Origin of the sequence: Actinotalea sp. (assembly GCF_041597215.1) — a bacterium.
Lineage (GTDB): Bacteria > Actinomycetota > Actinomycetes > Actinomycetales > Cellulomonadaceae > Actinotalea.
Genome location: NZ_JBFHHB010000030.1, coordinates 1 through 18566, shown reverse-complemented (window position 1 = coordinate 18566; position 18566 = coordinate 1). Strand labels below are relative to the sequence as shown.

Here is an 18566-nt window from a genome sequence, read left to right as displayed (position 1 = left end):
CTCGACCAGGTGGGCGAGGGTCAACCGTCGGCCCCCACCGAGCCGCCAGGTCTCGTAGAGGCTGTGGGCGAGCAGGGGGAGCGCGCCCGGGTCGTGCTCCGTTCCGCGGCGCCCGCCGACGAGGTCGTCCAGGACCATGTCGACGAGGCCGGGCTCGAGCTCGATGGACGCCAGGCGCGCGGGCTGCACGACGGCGCTGCGCAGCTCGTCGACCGTCATCGGCCCGACGATGACCTGGTGGTCCGCCAGGGCGGCCGCCAGCGCGGGGAAGCGCAAGGCCTCGCCGTAGAAGTCGGCGCGGAGGCCGAGCACCACGCGCATACCGCCGGTGACGAGAGCGGTGACCTCCTCGACGAAGCTCGTGCGCTCGGCGGCCGAGAGGCAGGAGGTGAACAGCTCCTCGAGCTGATCCACCACGAGCAGGGTGCGCGTGGGGTCGGCCGCGGCAGGCAGAGCTGCGGCCAGCGCGGTCGAGGGGTGCGGGCCGGGGGTCAGCAGGATCGCGTCGAGCGAGGGAGACCCGTCGCCGCCGGGCGTGGCCAGGGCGGGGATGAGCCCGGCGCGGAGCAGGCTGGACTTCCCGGCGCCGGAGGCCCCGACGACGATCACCGGGCTCGCGGTGGAGGCGCGGACCGTCGAGACCAGGACCTCGGTCAGCCGCTCGCGGCCGAAGAACCAGCCGGCGTCCTCCGGCTGGAACGCGGCCAGGCCCCGGTACGGCATCTCGGCCGTGCGACGGGGCCCGGGAGCCCTGCGCACCCGGGCGATCACGTCGAGCCAGTCCTCGACCTCCGCCGGGGGCACCCCGCAGGCCGCCAGGACCTCGCGGACGTGCGGGACGGCGGCGACCCCCGGGACGTGCCGCCCGCTGAAGTAGCCGCCGATCGTCGCGGCCGGGATGCCCACGGCTCGGGCGAGGTCGCGGATCGACAGCCCGGCCCGCTCGCGTAGCGAGGTGAGCGCGACCGCGAGCTCCTCCCGCGTCGCTATGGCGTCGAGATCGTCAGCTGTGTCGGTCATGGCCCGGCCCCCCGCGACCGCGCCGCGACCTGTTCGAGGCGCGCACCTCCTGTGCTGCGGAGCATAGGGCCTGCCGGTGTCCGGCCTGGTCGACGGTGGCCTGGACCGGCGCGCCCGCGGGCCGGTCCAGGCCGGCGCTCAGGAGAGCGAGACGAGCATCTTCCCGGTGTTCTCCCCGCGCATGAGCGCCAGGAAGGCCTCCGGCGCGTTGTCCAGGCCCTCGACCGTCGTCTGGTCGACGTGGATCTCGTCGGCCGCGAGCCAGGCACCCATGCGCTGGGCGTACTCCCCGGCGAGGTGCTGGTACGAGCCGATGATGAAGCCACGGAGCGTGAGCTCCTTGCCGATCGCCTGCGCGAGGTTGCGCGGAGCGGCGGGCGGCTCGGTGCTGTTGTACATGCTGATGGCGCCGCACATCGCGACCCGCCCGCCGCGGTTCATCACGGCGATGGCGGCCTCGAGGTGCTCCCCGCCGACGTTGTCGAAGTAGACGTCGATGCCGTCGGGTGCGGCGGCGGCGAGCTGCTCGGCGACCGAGCCGTCGTGGTAGTCGAAGGCGGCGTCGAAACCGAGCTCGAGCAGGTGCGCGACCTTGGCCGCGGAGCCGGCGCTGCCGATCACCCGCGCGGCGCCGAGCAGTCTGGCGATCTGCCCGACGAGGCTGCCGACCGCGCCGGCCGCACCCGAGACGAAGACGGTGTCCCCCGGAGCGAACCCGGCGACGGCGGTCAGGCCGGCGTAGGCGGTCAGCCCGGTCATGCCGAGCGCACCGAGGTACGCGTCCGCCGGGGCGAGCGTCGTGTCGACGACCCGGGTGGCAGCGGCGTCGAGAACGGCGTGCGAGCGCCATCCGGACCCGTGCAGCACCATGTCGCCCACGGCGCGCTCGGCGGACCGCGAGGCGATCACCTCGCCGACCGCCCCGCCCTCGAGCGGCTGGTCGAGCTGGAAGGGCGGGGTGTAGGACTTCACGTCGTTCATCCGGCCGCGCATGTACGGATCCACGCTCATCACGGTGTTGCGTACCAGGACCTGGCCCTCCGTGAGCTCGGGAAGGGCGACGTCGACCATGCGGAAGGTGTCGAGGGTGGGCCAGCCGTGGGGGCGGGAGGCGAGGTGGATCTGGCGGGCGGTGGTGCTCATGGTTCCTCCTGGGCCGCCGGTGGGCGACAGGGGTCAGGCCGGGCTCGGGTGGAGTCGGCACGTGGGGGTGACGAGGCAGGTGCTGCCGGGTCAGTCGCCGTGGTCGGTCGCGGCCAGCGCGTGACGGAGGCGGTCGAGGGTCTCGCGCAGGGCGTCGAGCTCGGCGGGGCTCAGCCCGGTGGCCTCCGCCAGGCGGGCGGGGATGTGGCTCGCCCTCTCCTCGAGCTCTCGCCCCGCCTCGCTGAGGTGGATGTCGACCCGTCGCTCGTCCGAGGCGCGGCGTCGGCGCTCCACCAGGCCCCGGGCCTCGAGGCGCTTGAGCAGGGGGGAGAGCGTCCCGGTGTCGAGGTCGAGGGCCGCGCACAGGTCGCCGACCGCTCGTCCGTCCTGCTCCCACAGGGCGAGCATCACCAGGTACTGCGGATAGGTCAGGCCGAGCGAGTCCAGCAGTCCCCGGTAGGCCGTGGTCGTGGCACGGGAGGCTGCGTGCAGCGAGAAGCAGACCTGTGCCTGCAGCGAGCCGTCCGGGTCCATGCCCAGAATGTATACCGCAATCAAATTGTGCACAACTTATCGATGGGGACCGGCCCAGTAACGCGTGCCCGCAATCCTCAGTTCGCGGCCGTCCCGGTCGATAGGGTGCGTGAGGAGCGCCGGGGCCGTCCCGGTCGCCGCGGGTAGGGGGCCGGCGGGTTCGACGCGAGGGAGGCGGGATGACACCCGAGGTCCCGGCGGACGAGGTCCTGGACCTCCTGGTCGAGCGCATCGTCCGCTACCGCCTCGACGACCTGACGATCCTGTACTGCAACCGGTCGTGGGCCGAGGCCAACGGCGGGTCCCCCGGGGACTTCGTGGGGCGCGCGATGGACGAGGTGCTCACCGCGACCGAGCAGGAGTCGTTGCGACGACAGATCGATCGCATCGGTCCGCACGCCCCGCTGCTGCACGACAACCTCACGCCCACGCGCGGCGACGGGTGGACGGAGTGGACCGACCACTTCCTCGACTCCGGGGGCGTGCACCAGGTGGTGGCGATCGGCCGCGACGTCACCGAGCGACGCAACGCCGAGCTGCGCCTGGCGGCGAGCGAGGAGCGCTCCCGCGAGCTCGCGCTGCGCGACGAGCTCACCGGGCTGGCCAACCGTCGACTGCTCGACGAGCTCCTCGACGCAGCCCTGGCCCGCTCGCGCCGCTCGGGGGACCGGCTCGTCCTGTCCTACCTCGACCTCGACGGCTTCAAGGCCGTCAACGACGCGTACGGGCACGGCGCGGGGGATGACGTCCTGAGGGAGGTCGCGCGCCGGCTGGAACGCTCGGTGCGCACCGCCGACGCCATCGCCCGGGTGGGCGGCGACGAGTTCGTCGTGCTCCAGGAGTGCACGGCTGACGGTGACGTCTGCTGCGACCGGCGGCTCGAGCAGCTCCTCGCCGAGCCCTTCGTCATCCAGGTCGGCGCGGACGAGGTGAGCGTGGAGTGCGGGGTCAGTGTCGGCTCCGCCACGGCCGGGCCCGACTCCGACGCCGCGGGCCTGGTGGCCGCCGCCGACGCCGCGATGTACCGGGTCAAGCACCACGGACGGGCGAGTGTCTGAGGCGCGAGCGCGCGTGCCGTGGCTCCTCCTCACTCGGCTCGCCGCCCTGATCGCCACGGCCCTCGTCGTCGGCTTCGCGGCGGGATCCGCCCTCGTCCACGCGCACCCGGCCTACCCCGCGCTCCTCGCGGTCACGCTGCTGCTCTCGCTCGTCGCGCTCCTCCGGGCGGTGCGGCGCGGTCGTCGGGCCTCGCCCGGTGCCTCCGGGGCAGGTCCGGCCACGGAAGGAGCGGCCCGCGGTCCGTCGCTGCGCCGCCGGACCGGGCGGGTCCTCGCCGCCGTGGGCGTCGTCGTCTGGCTCGGCGTCCTCGCCTGGCTCCGGCCGCTCGGAGCGGTCCAGCCCGCGCTCGAGGCGATGACCTCTGGTCCCGGCGTCGAGGTCGTCGAGACCGCGACCTGGATCGAGCTGCGCCCCAGCGGCGAGGGGGTGCCGACGGCGCTCCTGTTCCAGCCGGGCGCCAAGGTCGACGCCCGTGCCTACGCCGCCGTGCTCCGACCGCTTGCCGCGTCGGGGGTCCTCGTGGTCGTCCCCAAGCAGCCCCTGGGGATCGCCTTCCTTGCCGTCTCCGCCTTCGAGCGGGCGCGCGCCGCCCACCCCGAGGTGGAGTCCTGGGTGGTCGGCGGGCACTCCCTCGGCGGGACGGTCGCGGCGATGGACGCCGACGCCCACGACGAGGACGGGACGGCCCCCGTCGTCGGCCTGCTGCTGTACGCCTCGTACCCCGCATCGGATCTGAGTGCGAGCCTCGACGCGGCGGTGCTCTCGATCTCGGGGAGCAGGGACGGGCTGTCCACCCCCGCCGAGATCGACGACTCGCGTGCGCTGCTCCCGCCCGCGGCCGAGCTCGTCGAGATCGAGGGCGCCTCGCACGCCTCCTTCGGCGACTACGGCCAGCAGTCCGGAGACGGTGTCCCGACGCTGCCGGCGGACGAGGCGCGCGCCCGGATCGCCGAGCTCACCACGGGCTTCGTCGCCTCGCTCGTGGACCTCCCCTGATCACGCGCTGAGGATGCCCCCGGAGACCCAGCTGCGGATCGCGACGACGTCCTGGGGTCGCAGGTCCATCCGGGCGCCCCGGCACAGGCCGATGACGTTGTCCGCCCAGGTCTCCGCGATGACCGTCGCCGTCGGCTTGGCCGCGAGGTCGAGTCCCGCGTACAGGAGACCGGAGATCACGGTGTTGACCGAGGCCCGGCCGATCGTCGCGCCGGTGGCCTGGCAGGCGTCGCGGACCCGGCGTGCCGTCTCCGGGCGGTCGAAGGGGGTGGTCCTGATGTCCTTGGCGAGGGTGTCCAGGAGCGTGCGGTAGAGGTCGGCCGGGAGGTTGGGGATCTCGGTGACGTCGACCACCTGCCGCTGCAAGGGCGGCAGGTCGACGGGCTCGAGGCCCGGCAGGTCCGTCTCGCTGAACCGCTTGGGGTCCCAGACGAAGCCAGGGGCCGGCTTCGTGGCCCACCGGAGCTCGGGGACGGCCGCGCTGAGCCAGGCGAAGAAGCCGCCGGAGCCCTGCCAGTCCGAGGTCGGCAGGCTCGGGTCGGCCTTGTGCGCGACGTTGGCGACCTCGCCGCCCTTGAGGGGCCGGTCCGCCCCGCGGACCCGGCGGAGGACGGCGCGACGCGCGGCGGGGTTCGAGGTCGGGCCGGTGCTCGTGGGCGGCTCGGCAGGAGCCGCGGCGGGGGTCGGCGTGGCGGACTTCGCCGTCCCGGCGTCGGTGGCACGCCGGGATCCGCTGCGCGTGGGGCTCGCGGTGGCCTTGGCTGCCGGGGTACCGGAGGCCGTCGAGCCCCGCTTCGACCCCGACGTGGTGGTGCCCGGCGCGGGGTCGCCCGCGGGCACCTCGCGCAGGTCGGCGAAGTCGGTCGCGGCCTCGTCCGTGCCCAGGACCAGCTCGGTGAACTGATCGGCCGTGACGACCGTGTCGGCGACGGACTTGTAGGCGCTCGCGGCGGGCCCGGCGGTGACGACGGTCACCCGGCGGTCGGCTGCCCGGCAGCGCAGGACGAGCGGGGTGAAGTCCGCGTCGGCGGAGAGGATGACGAACTCGTCGTAGCGGGTCTCCGCCGCGAGGGCGTCCACGGCGTCGAGCACGAGGTTGATGTCGGCGCTGGACTTGCCCTGCTGCGTCAGCGAGGGGCAGTCCACGACGCTGAACCCCGCGCGGGTGAAGTTCGGCCGGAACTGCGAGAACGCGGAGGGGTTGAGGTAGCAGGCCCGCACCAGGAACCGGCGGGTGAACTCCCCGTCCTCGTCGAGCCCGGACTCCAGTGCGCTGAGCCAGTGCCCAGGGGACCCGGCGAACGCTTCGGCAGCCGCGGGGTCGAGTCGCTGCAGTCCGAGGTAGACGTTGTCGAAGTCGACGAACAGGGCGCAGCGCAGGCGACGGGTCGCCTCGGGGGTCTCGGTGGTCACGGGCCCATCCTTCACCACGACGCCCTCCTCGCCCCGGCCTCGGGCCGTGCGCCCGCCCGCCGAGCCGTGGCTACGGTGCGCCGAGCGGGACGGTCGTGGCGATCTCGGCCAGCAGGTCGACCCAGCCGATCCCGCCCTGGGAGGTCCCCGTGCGGACCACGACGACGTCGCGCGAGCGGTCGACGTACAGGTACTGGCCGTCCTTGCCGAGTGCGACGACGGCGTCGTCCCCCGCCAGCCACCACTGGTAGCCGTAGCCGGTCAAGGGGGAGTCGGCGAGGGAGGTCGGCCACCGCTCCGGCGGGTACGCCGGGCTGAACGAGTCCGCCAGCCAGCCCTCCGGGACGAGGCGGGTGCCGTCGACGACACCGTCGTCGAGGACGAGCTCGCCGAACCGCGCCAGGTCGCGAGCGGTGAGGGCGAGGCAGCACCAGGTCCGTTCGAGGCCACCGTCGCGGTCGGTGCTCCACCGGCCGGACGACCCGGCGCCGAGCGGGTCGAGGAACCGACGCTGGAGGTACTCGGTGATCGACTCGGGAGCCAGCACCCGGTGCAGGATCAGCCCGAGGACGGCGTTGTCACCCGACCGGTAGGTGAACTCGCCCCGGTGCTGGTCGCCTGCCGACAGGGCGAGGATCGCGGACTCCAGGTCGGAGGTGTAGTTGAACTCCACGTGCACGCCGAAGGGGTTGTCGTCCTCGACGTAGCTCGAGCCCGTGTCCATCCGGAGGGCGTCCTCGACGGTCACGGTGTCGAAGCCCCGCGTGGCGAGCTCCGGCAGGTACCGCGTGACCGGGTCGTCGACGGACCCGATCAACCCGTCCTGGACCGCCGCGCCGACGAGCAGGGAGGTCACCGACTTCGAGACGGAGAAGAGCATCGACGGGGTGCCGGGGTCGTGGTCGGGGGAGGACCACTCGTGGACGACGCTGCCGTCGTGCACGACCACGAGGGCGAGAGCGTCGTGCGCGGCGAGGAGCTCGTCGACCGGCTGCACGCTGCCGTCAAGGGTCACCGTTGGCTCGTCGCCGGCGGTCGACGGCCATGGGCGGGGCGTCGGGGCGGGCTGCGTCGTGCGGCCCGGGTACTCGAGGTGGTCCCACACGGTCGTGGTCCCGTGGGTGAGGATCCGGCCGACCGCGTCGGGGCCGATGGCGATCGCCCAGGCGCCCAGCGCGGCGAGCACGACCGCCCCTGTGGACAGGGCGGCGATCCCGAGCGCACGCCCTCGTCGCATCGTCTCAGCGTACGTCCGCTGTCGGCGGGTCGAGGTGGATCAGCTGGTCGCCGAGCTGCTCCGCTTCCCCCGGGTCGTGGGTGATGAACAGCGTGGTGCGGCCGGCGGACCGCGCGCGCACATGGGCCATGACCAGGTCCCGCCCGGTGGCGTCGAGACCCTTGAACGGCTCGTCCAGGACCAGGAGGTCGGCGTCGGCCGCCAGGGCGCGGACGATCACGACCCGGCGGCGTTGCCCGCCGGAGAGCTCGCGGACCGGCTTGGCCCGCGACTCGGCGTCGAGCCCCACCGCCGCGAGCTCGGCGTGCACGGCGGACGGAGGGGTGCGCCGCTCGAGCACGAGCGCGACGTTCCCGGCAGCCGTCAGCTGCCCGCACAGCCGGTCCTCCTGGAAGACGGCGGCGCAGGAGAGCCCGGCCAGTCCGTCGATCGTCCCGGCGTCCGGGGTCTCCAGGCCCAGGAGGATGCGGGCAAGGGTGGTCTTGCCGACGCCGTTCGGTCCCATCACCGCCGTCACGCGCCCGTCGGGAAGGTCGAGGTCGAGGCCGTCGAGGACGTGCTGTCCCCCGTAGGCCTTGGTGATCCCCCGCAGCCGGATCATCGGACCGGGCCCCTGGCCAGCCGGGCCTCCGTGCGCTCGAGCAGGAGCAGGACCAGCCGCTCGAACCCGTAGGCGAGAGCCACCACGACGACGGTCCAGGCGAAGAGGTCCGCGCTGCTGAGGAAGATCTTCGCCTCGTAGAGCTGCTCGCCGATGCTGCCCTGCGGCAGTCCGATGACCTCGGCCGCGATCCCGCTCTTCCAGGCGAGCCCTACCCCGACCTTGCAGCCGGCGACCACGAACGGCAGCACGGCGGGGAGGTCGACGACGGGAAGCCGGCGCACCCACGGCACCCGGAAGGTGGTGGTCATCTCGAGCAGGGCGCGGTCCCGGTGCCGGATCCCCTCGAGGGTCGTCGTGTAGAGGATCGGCAGCACCATGAGGAAGCTGATGACGACCGCGAGCGTGCCGCTCCCGGACCAGATCAGCACGAGGATGATGAAGCTGACGACCGGGGTGCTGCGGATCGCCGCGAGGGCGGGGGTGAGCAGCACGTCCACCAGCAGCACCCGGTGGGCGAGGGACGCGCCGAGGATCCCCACGGCCGCCGCGAGCAGGAAGCCGGCGCCGATCCGCAGGAGCGAGTGCCCGACGGTCCCCCAGAAGTCCACCGTGACCACGAGCTCGACGAGCCGGCCGAAGGCACCGGCCGGGGTGACGAGGAGCACGTGCTGGTCGACGGCCACCGCGGCGACCTGCCAGACGCCCAACCAGAACGTGACGGCCAGCGCCGCCCGCCCGAGCCGGTGGGAGACGGGACGGACGGCGCCCTCAGCCGCCGTGGTAGAAGTCATCGCCCGGCAGGCTTCCGCCGACCGACGCGGGCTCGGCGTCGAACAGGACCTGGAGGTAGCCACCGAGGTCGCCCTTCATCTCGGCCCCGGCGATGAACGTGATGTGGCAGGCCGGGATCGCGGCCTCGGCGATCGGTGCGGCGGGGACGATCCCGGCGGCGACGATGAGCGGCGCCGCCTCCTCCGGGTGCTCGTTGGTGAACGCCGTGGAGGCCTCGTAGTCGGTGAGGAACTGCGCGAAGGCCTCGGGGTGCTCGGTGGCGAAGGCCGTGCGGACGATGACGACCCCGGTGACCATCGTCGACTCGGGTGCGACCTCCTCCCACTCCTCGGCGAGGCTCAGCGCCGTGCGCACGTCGGGGTTCTGGCTCTTGACGATGGTCACGTAGGGCTGGGGGAGCACCCCGATCGCCCCCGGCTCGGACGCCAGCAGGGCGGTGACCTCGGTGGCCTCGCTCTTGAACTCCACCGTGACGTCGGTGTCCGGGTCGATCCCGTTCCGGGCCAGCAGGAAGTCCAGGACGAACTCGGGAGAGGCTCCCTTGCCCGTGCTGTAGATCGTGCGGCCCCGCAGGTCCTCGATGCTCCCGACGGTCTCGCCCGCCTCGACGACCTCGAGCATCCCGAGGGTGTTGATCGCGGCGACCTGCACCTGCGCGCCGTCGTCCGTCAGGGTGCGCGCGTACAGCACCGCGGCGAGGTTCGCCGGCACGAGGGCGATGTCGACGTTGCCCTGGACCACGAGCGGGACGACCTCGTCGGGGGTCCCGTAGACCTCGACCTGGTAGTCCTCGGCGGCGGTGCCCGCCTCCGCGTCCTGCATGAGCCCGACGAGCCCCATCGTGGTCGGCCCCTTGAGGGAGGCGATGCGGATCGTCGTCGGGTCGGCCGGGGTCGTCTCGACCGCTGCCGGCGAGGAGGTGGCCGGAGCGGCCGTCGTCGTGCTCGACGAGCCGCAGCCGACCAGGAACCCGACCGCCGTCAGCGCCGCGACGAGCGCACCCGCCCGCCTCATCGCTCGCCCGTCTCGGGAAGGCCGGAGAGCGCCACCTGACGTGCGACCTCTGGGCAGGGCGGCTTGCGGAACTGGGCGTAGCTGGTGTGCAGCAGGTGGTGGGCCGTCTCGGAGTTCGGCTCGCCGTAGAACTCCTCGTACAGGCGCAGGACGTCGGGGTTCTCCTGGGACTTGCGGTAGGTCGAGGTCCGGTCGATGTCCACCAGGACCTTCTGACGCTTCGCGGTCTCACCGACGACGGTGGGCATCGGGTGCCCCGCGCCGTTGACGCAGCCGCCGGGGCAGGCCATGACCTCGACGAGGTCGTAGCCGACGTCCTCGCCCGCGATGATGCGTCGGACCAGGGGCTCGGCGTTGTTCAGCCCGGAGATCACCGCGACGCGGACCGTCGCGCCGCCGGCCGTCACGGTCGCCTCCTTGAGCCCCTCCAGCCCGCGGACCGCGTGGAACTCGAGGTGCTCGACCAGCGGCTCACCTGTCAGCTTCTCGACGGCCATCCGCAGGGAGGCCTCTGCCACGCCGCCCGAGGCGCCGAACAGGACCCCTGCGCCGCTCACCCGCGCATAGGGGGCGTCGAACTCGGCAGGTGTCACGTCCTGGGGCTCCAGGCGCAGCATGCGCACCATCTCCAGGAACTCCGTCGTGGTGAGCACGGAGTCGACGTCGCGGATCCCCTCCGGGGCGAACTCGGGCCGCGCTGCCTCGTACTTCTTGGCCAGGCACGGGACGATCGACACGACGTGCAGCTCGTCGAGCCCGATGCCGGCCTGCTGGGCGAAGTGGTTCTTCACCGTGGCGCCCATCATCTGCTGGGGGGACTTGCAGCTCGACAGGTGCGGCATCATCTCCGGCCAGCGGCGCTCGACGAGGTTGACCCAGCCGGGGCAGCACGAGGTGAAGTGCGGGAGCACCCCGCCGTTGGTCACCCGGCCGAGGAACTCCGTCGTCTCCTCCATGATCGTCAGGTCCGCGGCGAAGGAGAAGTCGAAGACCTTGTCGAACCCGACCTGACGCATCAGGCCCGCGATGAACGCGGACGCCTCGGTGACGTCGAGCCCGTACTCCTCGGCGATGACGCTGCGCACGGCAGGGGCGACGAAGCCGACGACGACCTTGCCGGGGTCGTTGATGGCCGTGAACACGTCTCCGCGCTCGCGGACGTAGTCCAGGGCCCCGGTGGGGCAGGCCCGCACGCACTGCCCGCAGGAGACGCAGTCGGTCAGGCCGAGCGGCTGCCCGTTGTGCGTGCCGACGCGCATCTGCCCGTTCTCGAACTGGAAGGCCAGGACCCCCGGCCCCTCGATCTCCGCGCAGGCGGCGACGCATCGTCCGCAGGAGATGCACTTGTTGTCGTCGCGGACGATGAACGGGTGGTCCCGCACGATCGGGGAGTACGGCCGCACGTGCAGGGGCGCGGAGAACACCACCTGGTGCTCGGTGGCCTCCTCGCGCAGGGCGCAGGAGTTCTGCTTGGAGCAGCCGCACTCCAGGCAGCGGGCCGCCTCGGCGCGCGCCTGGGCCTCGGTCAGGCCGGTCTCCACCTCGGCGAAGCCGAGCACCCGCTCGACGGGCTCGAGCTCGGGCATCGTCGCGCGGGCGAGGTGCGGGATGTGCTCGAACTCGGCGCGGGGGAGGTCCTCCAGCGAGCCGCGGCTGCAGGAGTAGTCCTCCCGGCTGGGGCGCACATATCCCTTGACCATGAACTCGTCGATCGCCATCGCGGCGCGCCGTCCGGCGGCCACGGCCTGGATCACCGTGGCGGGCCCGGTCACGCAGTCGCCCCCGGCGAAGATCTTGGACTCGGAGGACTGCATGGTGAAGCCGTCGACGTCGATGTCGCCCCACGTGTTCAGGCGCACCGGGAGGTCGTTGTAGAGGAAGCCGGTGTCGGTGCTCTGGCCGATCGCGCCGATGATCGTGTCCGCCTCGAGCACGAAGTCGCTTCCCTCGACGGGAAGCGGCCGGCGGCGGCCCGACCTGTCCGGCTCGCCGAGCTCCATCCGCATGCAGTGAAGCTGCTTGGTCCCGCCCTCGGCGGTGATCCGCTCGGGGGAGGCGAGGAAGATCATCTCCACGCCCTCGTCCAGCGCCCCGTCCACCTCGAAGGCCTGGGCGGGCATCTCCTCGCGCGTGCGGCGGTAGACGAGACTGACCCGCCGCGCGCCGTTGCGCAGGGCCGTGCGCGCGCAGTCGATCGCCGTGTTCCCTCCGCCGATGACGAGCACGCGATCGCCGAGCGGGATCTCGATGCCCTTCGTGACCTGCTCGAGGTACTGGATCCCCAGCCAGACGCCCTCGAGGTTCTCCCCGTCGATGCGCAACGGGCTGGGCTGCCAGGAGCCGATCGCGAGGTAGACCGCGTCGAAGTCGCGCTTGAGGTCCTCCAGGTTGATGTGCGTGCCCAGCGCCTTGCGGGTGACGATCTCGACACCCATGGACTGGATGATGCCGATCTCCTCGTCGAGGGTCGTCTTCGGCAGGCGGTACTCGGGGATGCCGTAGCGCATCATCCCGCCGGCATGGCTGCGCCGCTCGAAGACCGTGACGTCGTGCCCGGCCAGCGCGCTGTAGAAGGCAGCCGACAGGCCGGAGGGTCCGGCCCCGACGATCGCGAGCCGCTTGCCGGTCGGCTCGGCCACGCGCGGGATCCACGGCTCGTCGCGGGCCATGTCCCAGTCGGCGGCGAAGCGCTTGACGTGGTTGATCGCGACGGGCTCGTCCGCGAGGTTGCGACGGCAGGCGTCCTCGCAGGTGTGCGGGCAGACCCGGCCGCACACCGAGGGGAAGGGGTTGCGGTCCTTGATGACGCGGATCGCGGCCTCGTAGTTCCCGTCCGCGACATGCGCGAGGTAGGTCTGGATGTCGATGTTCGCCGGGCAGGTCTGCACGCAGGGCGCGACGCAGTCCGCGTTGTGGTCGCACAGGAGCTGTTCCAGGCGGACCTTGCGGTAGGCCTCGAGGCGGGGCGTGTGGGTGGTGATGACCATCCCGGCCCGCACCGGGGTCAGGCAGGACTTCACGTCGGTCGGGTGCTCCTGCCCGACCTCCACGACGCACAACCCGCAGTTGCCGTTCGACCGGTCGAGCCGGATGTCCTGGCACAACGAGGGGACGTCGACGCCGGCCTGCTGGGCCGCCTCCAGGATGGTCAGACCTTCGGCTGCCTCGACCTCGCGGCCGTTCACGGTGATGGCGACGCGGTCGCTCGGCGAGATGTGGCGCACGATCAGACCCCCAGTGGTCCTCGTCCGGCGCAGCGGCGAACGCGCGAGGGGGTCCTCGCTCCCGTGAGGTCCGGTGCCGACGCTGGCTCCGGTTTTCACGCTACGGGTCTGGGACCAAGGGTGTCGTCGGACTTCCGACCTAGGTGCTAGGGGTCCGGTGCCTCCCGTGAGGTCCCGCTGGGCGAGGCCTCAGGTGGTGCCGTCGAGGTAGGACCAGGCGCCGCCCTCCCGGACGAAGCGGCTCACCTCGTGCTGGGTCCCGGCCCCCTCGGGGGAGCGGTAGTACGCCGTGAACTCCACGGTGCCCGCGTCGTCGAACGGGCCGCCACGCGAGGTGCTGGTCACGTCGAGGCGGTACCAGCGCAGCTGCGCGTCCAGCTCCAGGTGGTCGGGCCGGGTGCTCGGGTGCCAGGTGCGCAGGAGGTAGGCCTCCTCGCCGAGGGCGAAGGCGCTGAAGCGGGAGCGCATGAGTGCCTCGGCTGTCGCGGCCGCCGCCCGGCCCCGGTGCAGCGGTCCGCAGCACTCGTCGTAGCTCAGGCCGCTGCGGCAGGGGCACGGGGTGGTGGGCACCCGAGCAGTATCCCGCTCAGCCCTCGCGGGCGACCCGCCGCCGGCGAGCGCTCCGTGCCCAGCGCAGGAGCGAGACCGCGGAGACCGCGGCCCACACGCCCTCCAGCAGGAGGAAGCCCCACTGCGCGCCGAGGAAGGCGTCGACCGCGAGCACGGCGGAGCCCACCAGGTTGAGCACGATGTAGGCGAGCGAGGTCGGGGTCAGCCGGCCGAGCTGCGCCAGCACGAACGGCACGAGGATGAGCAGAGAGGCGCTGATCTGGATGGCTGAGTGCACGACTGTCTCCCGGTCGCGTCGTCCTTCCGGGCCGGGTACGGCGCGTCTCGTCCGGGGCGGCGCAGCGGCGCCGGGCCGTCGCCATCATGTCATCCCCGCGTGCGCTCTCAGTCGCCGACGGGCCGGCTGTAGACCCGGTACACCGTGTCCCGGACGAATCCCTCCGACTCGTAGAGGCCCTGCGCCCGCGTGTTGTCGTGGGCGGTCTCCAGGGCGACGGTGGCAGCGCCGGCGAGGGCGGCCTCGGCGAGCACGGCCCGCAGCAGGGCCCGGCCGACGCCGGCGCCTCGAGCCTCCGGGGTGACGAAGAGGTCGCCGAGGGTCCACAGCGTCGCCAGGTCGAGCGAGGACAGGGTCGGGAAGACCTGGGCGAGGCCGACGGCCCGGCCGTCGAGCTCGCCGAGCAGGATCACGCTGTCACCTGAGTGCAGCCGATCGCTGAGGAAGGCCCGGACCCGCTCGGGCGGGGCAGGGGTCGCGTAGAAGTCGAGGTAGCCGGTGAAGAGGGCGGTGACCGCTGCCAGGTCACCGGCGCCGGCCCTGCGTACGAGGAGGCTCATCCCGGCATTGTGGCCGGAGGGCCGTGAACGAGGCGAACCTGTCTCACCAGATTCGTTGGATGGGGACCTCCGACCCACGAAAAGCGGCGCGGAACGGCGACTCGACCACTGATTCGGTTGCCATTGGCTGTGATCACCGATTGACTGTCGTCGTCGACGGCGCATGCGGCGGTCGGCTGCGTGCCGGATGGGAGTCGGTCGTGGGACGGCAGGGCGCGGACGGTGGACCGGTGGACCTCGTGCTTCGTGGGGGGCCGGTGCTCACCTGTGACGCTGCCGGTACCCGCGCCTCTGCGGTCGCGGTGCACGCCGGCCGGGTGGTCGCCGTCGGGCACGACGACGCCGTCGCCGGGCTGATCGGTCAGCGGACCGAGGTCGTCGACCTCGACGGGCGGCTGCTGCTTCCGGGCTTCCAGGACGCGCACGTGCACACCGTGTGGGGTGGGCTCGACCTCATGCGGTGCGACCTGGCTCCGCTGAGCACGCGCGAGGCGTACCTCGAACGCATCGCCGGCTACGCCGCCGAGCACCCGGACGATCCCTGGCTGCTCGGCGGCGGCTGGCAGATGTCGGCCTTCCCCGGTGGCACCCCGCGCGCGAGCGAGCTCGACGCCGTCGTCGGGGACCGGCCAGCCTTCCTGCCCAACCGGGACGGTCACGGGGCGTGGGTGAGCTCCAGGGCTCTCGCGTTGGCCGGTATCGACAGGACCACGCCCGATCCTCCCGACGGCCGGATCGAGCGCGACCCGGACGGAACGCCGACCGGAACCCTCCACGAGGGGGCGATGACCCTCGTCAACCGGCTGCTCCCCGTCACCTCCGACGAGGACATGCTCCGGGCGCTGCAGCTCGGGCAGGAGTACCTGCACTCGGTCGGTGTCACGGCATGGCAGGACGCGATCATCGGGGGCTACGGCGACGCGGGTGACGCCGGCCCGGCCTACGTCCACGCGATCGAGCGCGGGCTGCTCACCGGCCGGGTGGTCGGTGCGCTGTGGTGGGACCGCAACCGGGGGCTGGAGCAGATCGACGAGCTCGTCGAGCTGCGCGAGAGCTACCGGGCCGCGGGATTCGCGGCGACGAGCGTGAAGATCATGCAGGACGGCATCGTCGAGAACGGCACGGCGGCGATGCTCGAGCCGTACCTCGACGTGGCCGGTGCCCGCACGTCCAACAGCGGGATCTCCTTCGTCGCACCGGAGCTGCTCGACCGTGCGGTCACCCGGCTCGACGCGCTGGGCTTCCAGGTGCACGTGCACGCCATCGGGGACCGGGCGGTGCGCGAGGCGCTGGACGCCTTCGAGGCCGCGCTACGGACGAACGGCCGGTCGGACAACCGGCACCACATCGCCCACCTCCAGGTGGTCCACCCCGACGACGTACCGCGGTTCCGCGAGCTCGGCGTCACCGCGACCATGCAGTCCCTGTGGGCCGTGCTCGAACCCCAGATGGTCGACCTGGCACTGCCCTTCCTCGGTGAGCCGCGCGCGTCGCGCCAGTACCCCTGGGGTGACCTGCGGCGCTCGGGGGCCGTGCTCGCCGCGGGCTCGGACTGGTCGGTCTCGACCCCGGACCCGTGGGCGGCGATCCACGCGGCGGTGAACCGTCGGGCGCACCGGGACCATGCCGAGGGCGACTACCCCGCCTTCCTGCCGGAGCAGCGGCTCGACCTGGCGACGGCCATCACCGCCTACACGGCGGGCTCGGCGTGGGTGAACCACCTCGAGGGGACCGGCACGATCCGGGTCGGCGCCCGTGCCGACCTCGTCGTGGTCGACCGGGACCCGTTCGCCGGGCCGGCCGAGGAGATCGGCTCGACCAGGACCCTGCAGACCTTCGTCGAGGGTGTGTGCGTATGGAAGGAAACCGATGCGTGAGTCGACGGTCTTCGAGCGGAACCAGGCCCCGGAGGCCTGGGTCACCCGGGCCCTCGAGGGCTCCCGGCAGCGTGCCTTCTGGCTCGACGACGTCGCCGGAGCGGAGCGCCGTCCCGCGCTGAGCGCCGACCTGGACGCCGACCTGGCGATCGTCGGCGGCGGGTACACGGGCTTGTGGACGGCCCTGCTCGCCGCCCGGCGCGACCCCGGGGCGAGGATCGTCCTGCTGGAGGGCGGAACCGTCGGCTGGGCCGCCTCCGGTCGCAACGGTGGCTTCTGCGAGGCCTCCCTGACGCACGGGGAGGAGAACGGCCGCAGGCGCTGGCCCGAGGAGTTCGACCGCCTCGAGGAGCTCGGCAGGCAGAACCTCGACGCCATCGAGAGCACCCTGGCCGAGCTGGGCATCGACGCGGACTTCGAGCGGACCGGCTCGCTCGACGTCGCGGTGGAGCCGCACCAGCTCGACTGGCTCGAGGCCGGGCCCGAGGACGTCCTGCTCGACCAGCAGCAGGTGCGCGCGGAGGTCGACTCGCCGACCTACCTCGGAGGCGTGTGGCACCGCGGCTCCTCGGCGCTGGTCCACCCTGCCAAGCTCGCCGTCGGTCTGGCCCGCGCGGCGGAGGAGGCGGGAGTCGTCCTGCACGAGCGCACCGTCGTGCGCTCCGTGGCCGACGACGGCGCCTCGGGTCGGGTCGTGCTGGTGACGGACCAGGCCCGGGTCCGTGCGCGTCGCGTCGTGCTCGCGACGAACGCCTTCCCGTCCCTGCTGCGGCGCAACCGCTTGATGACGGTGCCGGTGTACGACTACGCCCTCATGACGGAGCCGTTGAGCGGCGAGCAGAAGGCGGCACTGGGCTGGCGGAACCGCCAGGGTGTCTCCGACCTGGGGAACCAGTTCCACTACTACCGGCTCAGTGCCGACGACCGCCTCCTGTTCGGCGGCTACGACGCGATCTACCCCACCGGGGGACGGATGAGCGCGGCGCACGAGAACAGGGACGCGTCCTTCCGGCGGCTCGCGAGCCATGTCCTGACGACCTTCCCGCAGCTGGAGGACGTGCGCTTCAGCCACCGCTGGGCTGGAGCCATCGACACGTCCACGCGCTTCTGCGCGTTCTGGGGCACGGCGCGCGGCGGTCGTGTGGCGTACGCTACGGGGTTCACCGGGCTGGGCGTCGGCGCGACCCGCTTCGCGGCGCAGGTGCTGCTCGACCTCCTCGACGGGGTGGAGACGGAGCGCACGTCCTTGCGCATGGTGCGCGAGAAGCCGCTCCCGTTCCCGCCGGAGCCGTTCGCCTCGATCGGGATCAACGCGACGCGGTGGTCGCTGGACCGGGCCGACCACCGCGGCGGCCGTCGCAACCTGCTGCTGCGCACCCTCGACGCCCTCGGTCTCGGCTTCGACTCCTGAGCGGCGGGGGCGCGGTCAGCCCGCGTTCGGGCGGTCGACGGCCGGGCGGCGCAGGCCGGGTGCTGCGTGCTCGTGGAGCCACGACTCGAGCTCGTCCGCAGGCAGCGGCGCCGACATGGCGAAACCCTGGGCCAGGTCGCAGCCCCGGCGCGCCAGGTCGTCGATCGCAGCCGCGTCCTCCACGCCCACCGCGACGAGCCGCAGACCGAGCGCATGGGCCAGGTCGGTCGCGGAGGTGACCACGGCACCGGCCAGGGCGTCATCGCCTGCGGCGCCGACGAACCTCCGGTCGAGCTTGACCTCGTCGACCGGCAGGTCGTGCAGGTAGGCGAACGAGGTGAAGCCGGAGCCGAACGAGTCGACAGCGATCGTCACCCCGGCGGAGCGCAGCCCGGCGAGGATCTCGCGCACGTGCGCGAGCTCGGGCCTCAGCACCTCCTCCGCCACCTCGACCGTCAGGAAGGCGGGAGGCAGGTCGTGCGCCGCGAGCAGCTCGACCACGAGCGTGGGGAGCTCCCGGTCCAGGAGGCTCCCGGCGGACAGGTTCACGGCGACCGTGAGCTCCTGACCTCCGGCACGCCACCGTGCGGTCTGCCCGATGGCCCGGGCGAGGACAGCCCGGGTCAGCGGCGCCATGAGGCCGGCCGCCTCGGCAGGGCCGAGGAAGTCGGCGGGCTGGAGCAGCCCGCGCTCGGGGTGCCGCCACCTGACCAGCGCCTCGACCCCGCAGACCCGCCCGGTGCGCAGGTCGAGCACGGGTTGGTAGTGCAGCACGAGGGCGTCGGCGAGCAGCGCCGAGCGGAGCTCCTCGGCGAGGTGCTTGCTGTCGGCGCTG

The 18566-nt window shown here is 72.8% G+C and carries 17 protein-coding genes and 1 riboswitch; of the genes, 4 read left to right on the top strand and 13 right to left on the bottom strand.

Annotated elements, in window-relative coordinates:
• From ABWK99_RS04010 to ABWK99_RS04000, 3 genes are all read right to left on the bottom strand, one after another.
• Nucleotides 1–1020, bottom strand: a 1020-nt coding sequence (locus ABWK99_RS04010; RefSeq protein WP_372593410.1) for a helix-turn-helix domain-containing protein, incomplete at its 3' end; no start/stop codon positions are given.
• Between the two features lie 138 nt (nucleotides 1021–1158).
• The gene (locus ABWK99_RS04005; protein ID WP_372593409.1) at nucleotides 1159–2163 is read right to left on the bottom strand and encodes an NADP-dependent oxidoreductase; all 1005 of its coding nucleotides are present in this window, start codon (nucleotides 2161–2163) and stop codon (nucleotides 1159–1161) included.
• A gap of 90 nt (nucleotides 2164–2253) precedes the next feature.
• Nucleotides 2254–2697, bottom strand: coding sequence for a MarR family winged helix-turn-helix transcriptional regulator (locus tag ABWK99_RS04000; protein WP_372593408.1), 444 nt, complete (start codon nucleotides 2695–2697; stop codon nucleotides 2254–2256).
• Nucleotides 2698–2876: 179 nt separating this feature from the next.
• Between ABWK99_RS04000 and ABWK99_RS03995 the strand changes: the two genes are divergently transcribed.
• On the top strand, nucleotides 2877–3755 hold the full coding sequence (locus tag ABWK99_RS03995) for a diguanylate cyclase (protein WP_372593407.1): 879 nt from the start codon (nucleotides 2877–2879) through the stop codon (nucleotides 3753–3755).
• A 13-nt stretch (nucleotides 3756–3768) separates the two neighbouring features.
• Nucleotides 3769–4752: an alpha/beta hydrolase gene (locus ABWK99_RS03990; protein ID WP_372593406.1), complete on the top strand. Its 984-nt coding sequence runs from the start codon at nucleotides 3769–3771 to the stop codon at nucleotides 4750–4752.
• Here ABWK99_RS03990 and ABWK99_RS03985 read toward each other — a convergent pair whose 3' ends face one another.
• From ABWK99_RS03985 to ABWK99_RS03945, 9 genes are all read right to left on the bottom strand, one after another.
• Nucleotides 4753–6165, bottom strand: a complete 1413-nt coding sequence (locus ABWK99_RS03985) for an NYN domain-containing protein (protein WP_372593405.1) — start codon at nucleotides 6163–6165, stop codon at nucleotides 4753–4755. It lies immediately after the preceding gene.
• 70 nt (nucleotides 6166–6235) lie between these two features.
• Nucleotides 6236–7402, bottom strand: a complete 1167-nt coding sequence (locus ABWK99_RS03980) for a serine hydrolase domain-containing protein (protein WP_372593404.1) — start codon at nucleotides 7400–7402, stop codon at nucleotides 6236–6238.
• A gap of 4 nt (nucleotides 7403–7406) precedes the next feature.
• Nucleotides 7407–8003, bottom strand: coding sequence for an ATP-binding cassette domain-containing protein (locus tag ABWK99_RS03975; RefSeq protein WP_372593403.1), 597 nt, complete (start codon nucleotides 8001–8003; stop codon nucleotides 7407–7409).
• On the bottom strand, nucleotides 8000–8797 hold the full coding sequence (locus ABWK99_RS03970; RefSeq protein WP_372593402.1) for an ABC transporter permease: 798 nt from the start codon (nucleotides 8795–8797) through the stop codon (nucleotides 8000–8002). The genes ABWK99_RS03975 and ABWK99_RS03970 overlap by 4 nt, the downstream gene beginning before the upstream one ends.
• Nucleotides 8775–9812: an ABC transporter substrate-binding protein gene (locus ABWK99_RS03965; RefSeq protein ID WP_372593401.1), complete on the bottom strand. Its 1038-nt coding sequence runs from the start codon at nucleotides 9810–9812 to the stop codon at nucleotides 8775–8777. Before ABWK99_RS03965 ends, ABWK99_RS03970 begins: the two co-directional genes overlap by 23 nt.
• Nucleotides 9809–13036, bottom strand: a complete 3228-nt coding sequence (locus ABWK99_RS03960) for an NAD(P)-binding protein (protein WP_372593400.1) — start codon at nucleotides 13034–13036, stop codon at nucleotides 9809–9811. Before ABWK99_RS03960 ends, ABWK99_RS03965 begins: the two co-directional genes overlap by 4 nt.
• A gap of 189 nt (nucleotides 13037–13225) precedes the next feature.
• Nucleotides 13226–13606, bottom strand: a complete 381-nt coding sequence (locus tag ABWK99_RS03955) for a YchJ family protein (RefSeq protein WP_372593399.1) — start codon at nucleotides 13604–13606, stop codon at nucleotides 13226–13228.
• 16 nt (nucleotides 13607–13622) lie between these two features.
• Nucleotides 13623–13883 carry a hypothetical protein gene (locus ABWK99_RS03950; protein ID WP_372593398.1) on the bottom strand — a complete coding sequence of 87 codons (261 nt, stop codon included), beginning with the start codon at nucleotides 13881–13883 and terminating at the stop codon, nucleotides 13623–13625.
• Nucleotides 13884–13895: 12 nt separating this feature from the next.
• A riboswitch (guanidine-III (ykkC-III) riboswitch) is annotated at nucleotides 13896–13960 on the bottom strand.
• A gap of 30 nt (nucleotides 13961–13990) precedes the next feature.
• Nucleotides 13991–14443, bottom strand: a complete 453-nt coding sequence (locus tag ABWK99_RS03945; protein ID WP_372593397.1) for an N-acetyltransferase family protein — start codon at nucleotides 14441–14443, stop codon at nucleotides 13991–13993.
• 230 nt (nucleotides 14444–14673) lie between these two features.
• Between ABWK99_RS03945 and ABWK99_RS03940 the strand changes: the two genes are divergently transcribed.
• Nucleotides 14674–16320, top strand: coding sequence for an amidohydrolase (locus tag ABWK99_RS03940; RefSeq protein WP_372593396.1), 1647 nt, complete (start codon nucleotides 14674–14676; stop codon nucleotides 16318–16320).
• On the top strand, nucleotides 16313–17731 hold the full coding sequence (locus ABWK99_RS03935) for an NAD(P)/FAD-dependent oxidoreductase (protein ID WP_372593395.1): 1419 nt from the start codon (nucleotides 16313–16315) through the stop codon (nucleotides 17729–17731). Before ABWK99_RS03940 ends, ABWK99_RS03935 begins: the two co-directional genes overlap by 8 nt.
• Before the next feature lie 15 nt (nucleotides 17732–17746).
• Here ABWK99_RS03935 and ABWK99_RS03930 read toward each other — a convergent pair.
• Nucleotides 17747–18566, bottom strand: an 820-nt coding sequence (locus ABWK99_RS03930) for an EAL domain-containing protein (RefSeq protein WP_372593394.1), incomplete at its 5' end; no start/stop codon positions are given.

Bases quoted from the DNA above. Each gene is read 5' to 3' on its own strand.
- ABWK99_RS04005 (WP_372593409.1), bottom strand. From the start codon at position 2,163: ATGAGCACCACCGCCCGCCAGATCCACCTCGCCTCCCGCCCCCACGGC.
- ABWK99_RS04000 (WP_372593408.1), bottom strand. From the start codon at position 2,697: ATGGACCCGGACGGCTCGCTGCAGGCACAGGTCTGCTTCTCGCTGCAC.
- ABWK99_RS03995 (WP_372593407.1), top strand. From the start codon at position 2,877: ATGACACCCGAGGTCCCGGCGGACGAGGTCCTGGACCTCCTGGTCGAG.
- ABWK99_RS03980 (WP_372593404.1), bottom strand. From the start codon at position 7,402: ATGCGACGAGGGCGTGCGCTCGGGATCGCCGCCCTGTCCACAGGGGCG.
- ABWK99_RS03975 (WP_372593403.1), bottom strand. From the start codon at position 8,003: ATGATCCGGCTGCGGGGGATCACCAAGGCCTACGGGGGACAGCACGTC.
- ABWK99_RS03970 (WP_372593402.1), bottom strand. From the start codon at position 8,797: ATGACTTCTACCACGGCGGCTGAGGGCGCCGTCCGTCCCGTCTCCCAC.
- ABWK99_RS03965 (WP_372593401.1), bottom strand. From the start codon at position 9,812: ATGAGGCGGGCGGGTGCGCTCGTCGCGGCGCTGACGGCGGTCGGGTTC.
- ABWK99_RS03945 (WP_372593397.1), bottom strand. From the start codon at position 14,443: ATGAGCCTCCTCGTACGCAGGGCCGGCGCCGGTGACCTGGCAGCGGTC.
- ABWK99_RS03935 (WP_372593395.1), top strand. From the start codon at position 16,313: ATGCGTGAGTCGACGGTCTTCGAGCGGAACCAGGCCCCGGAGGCCTGG.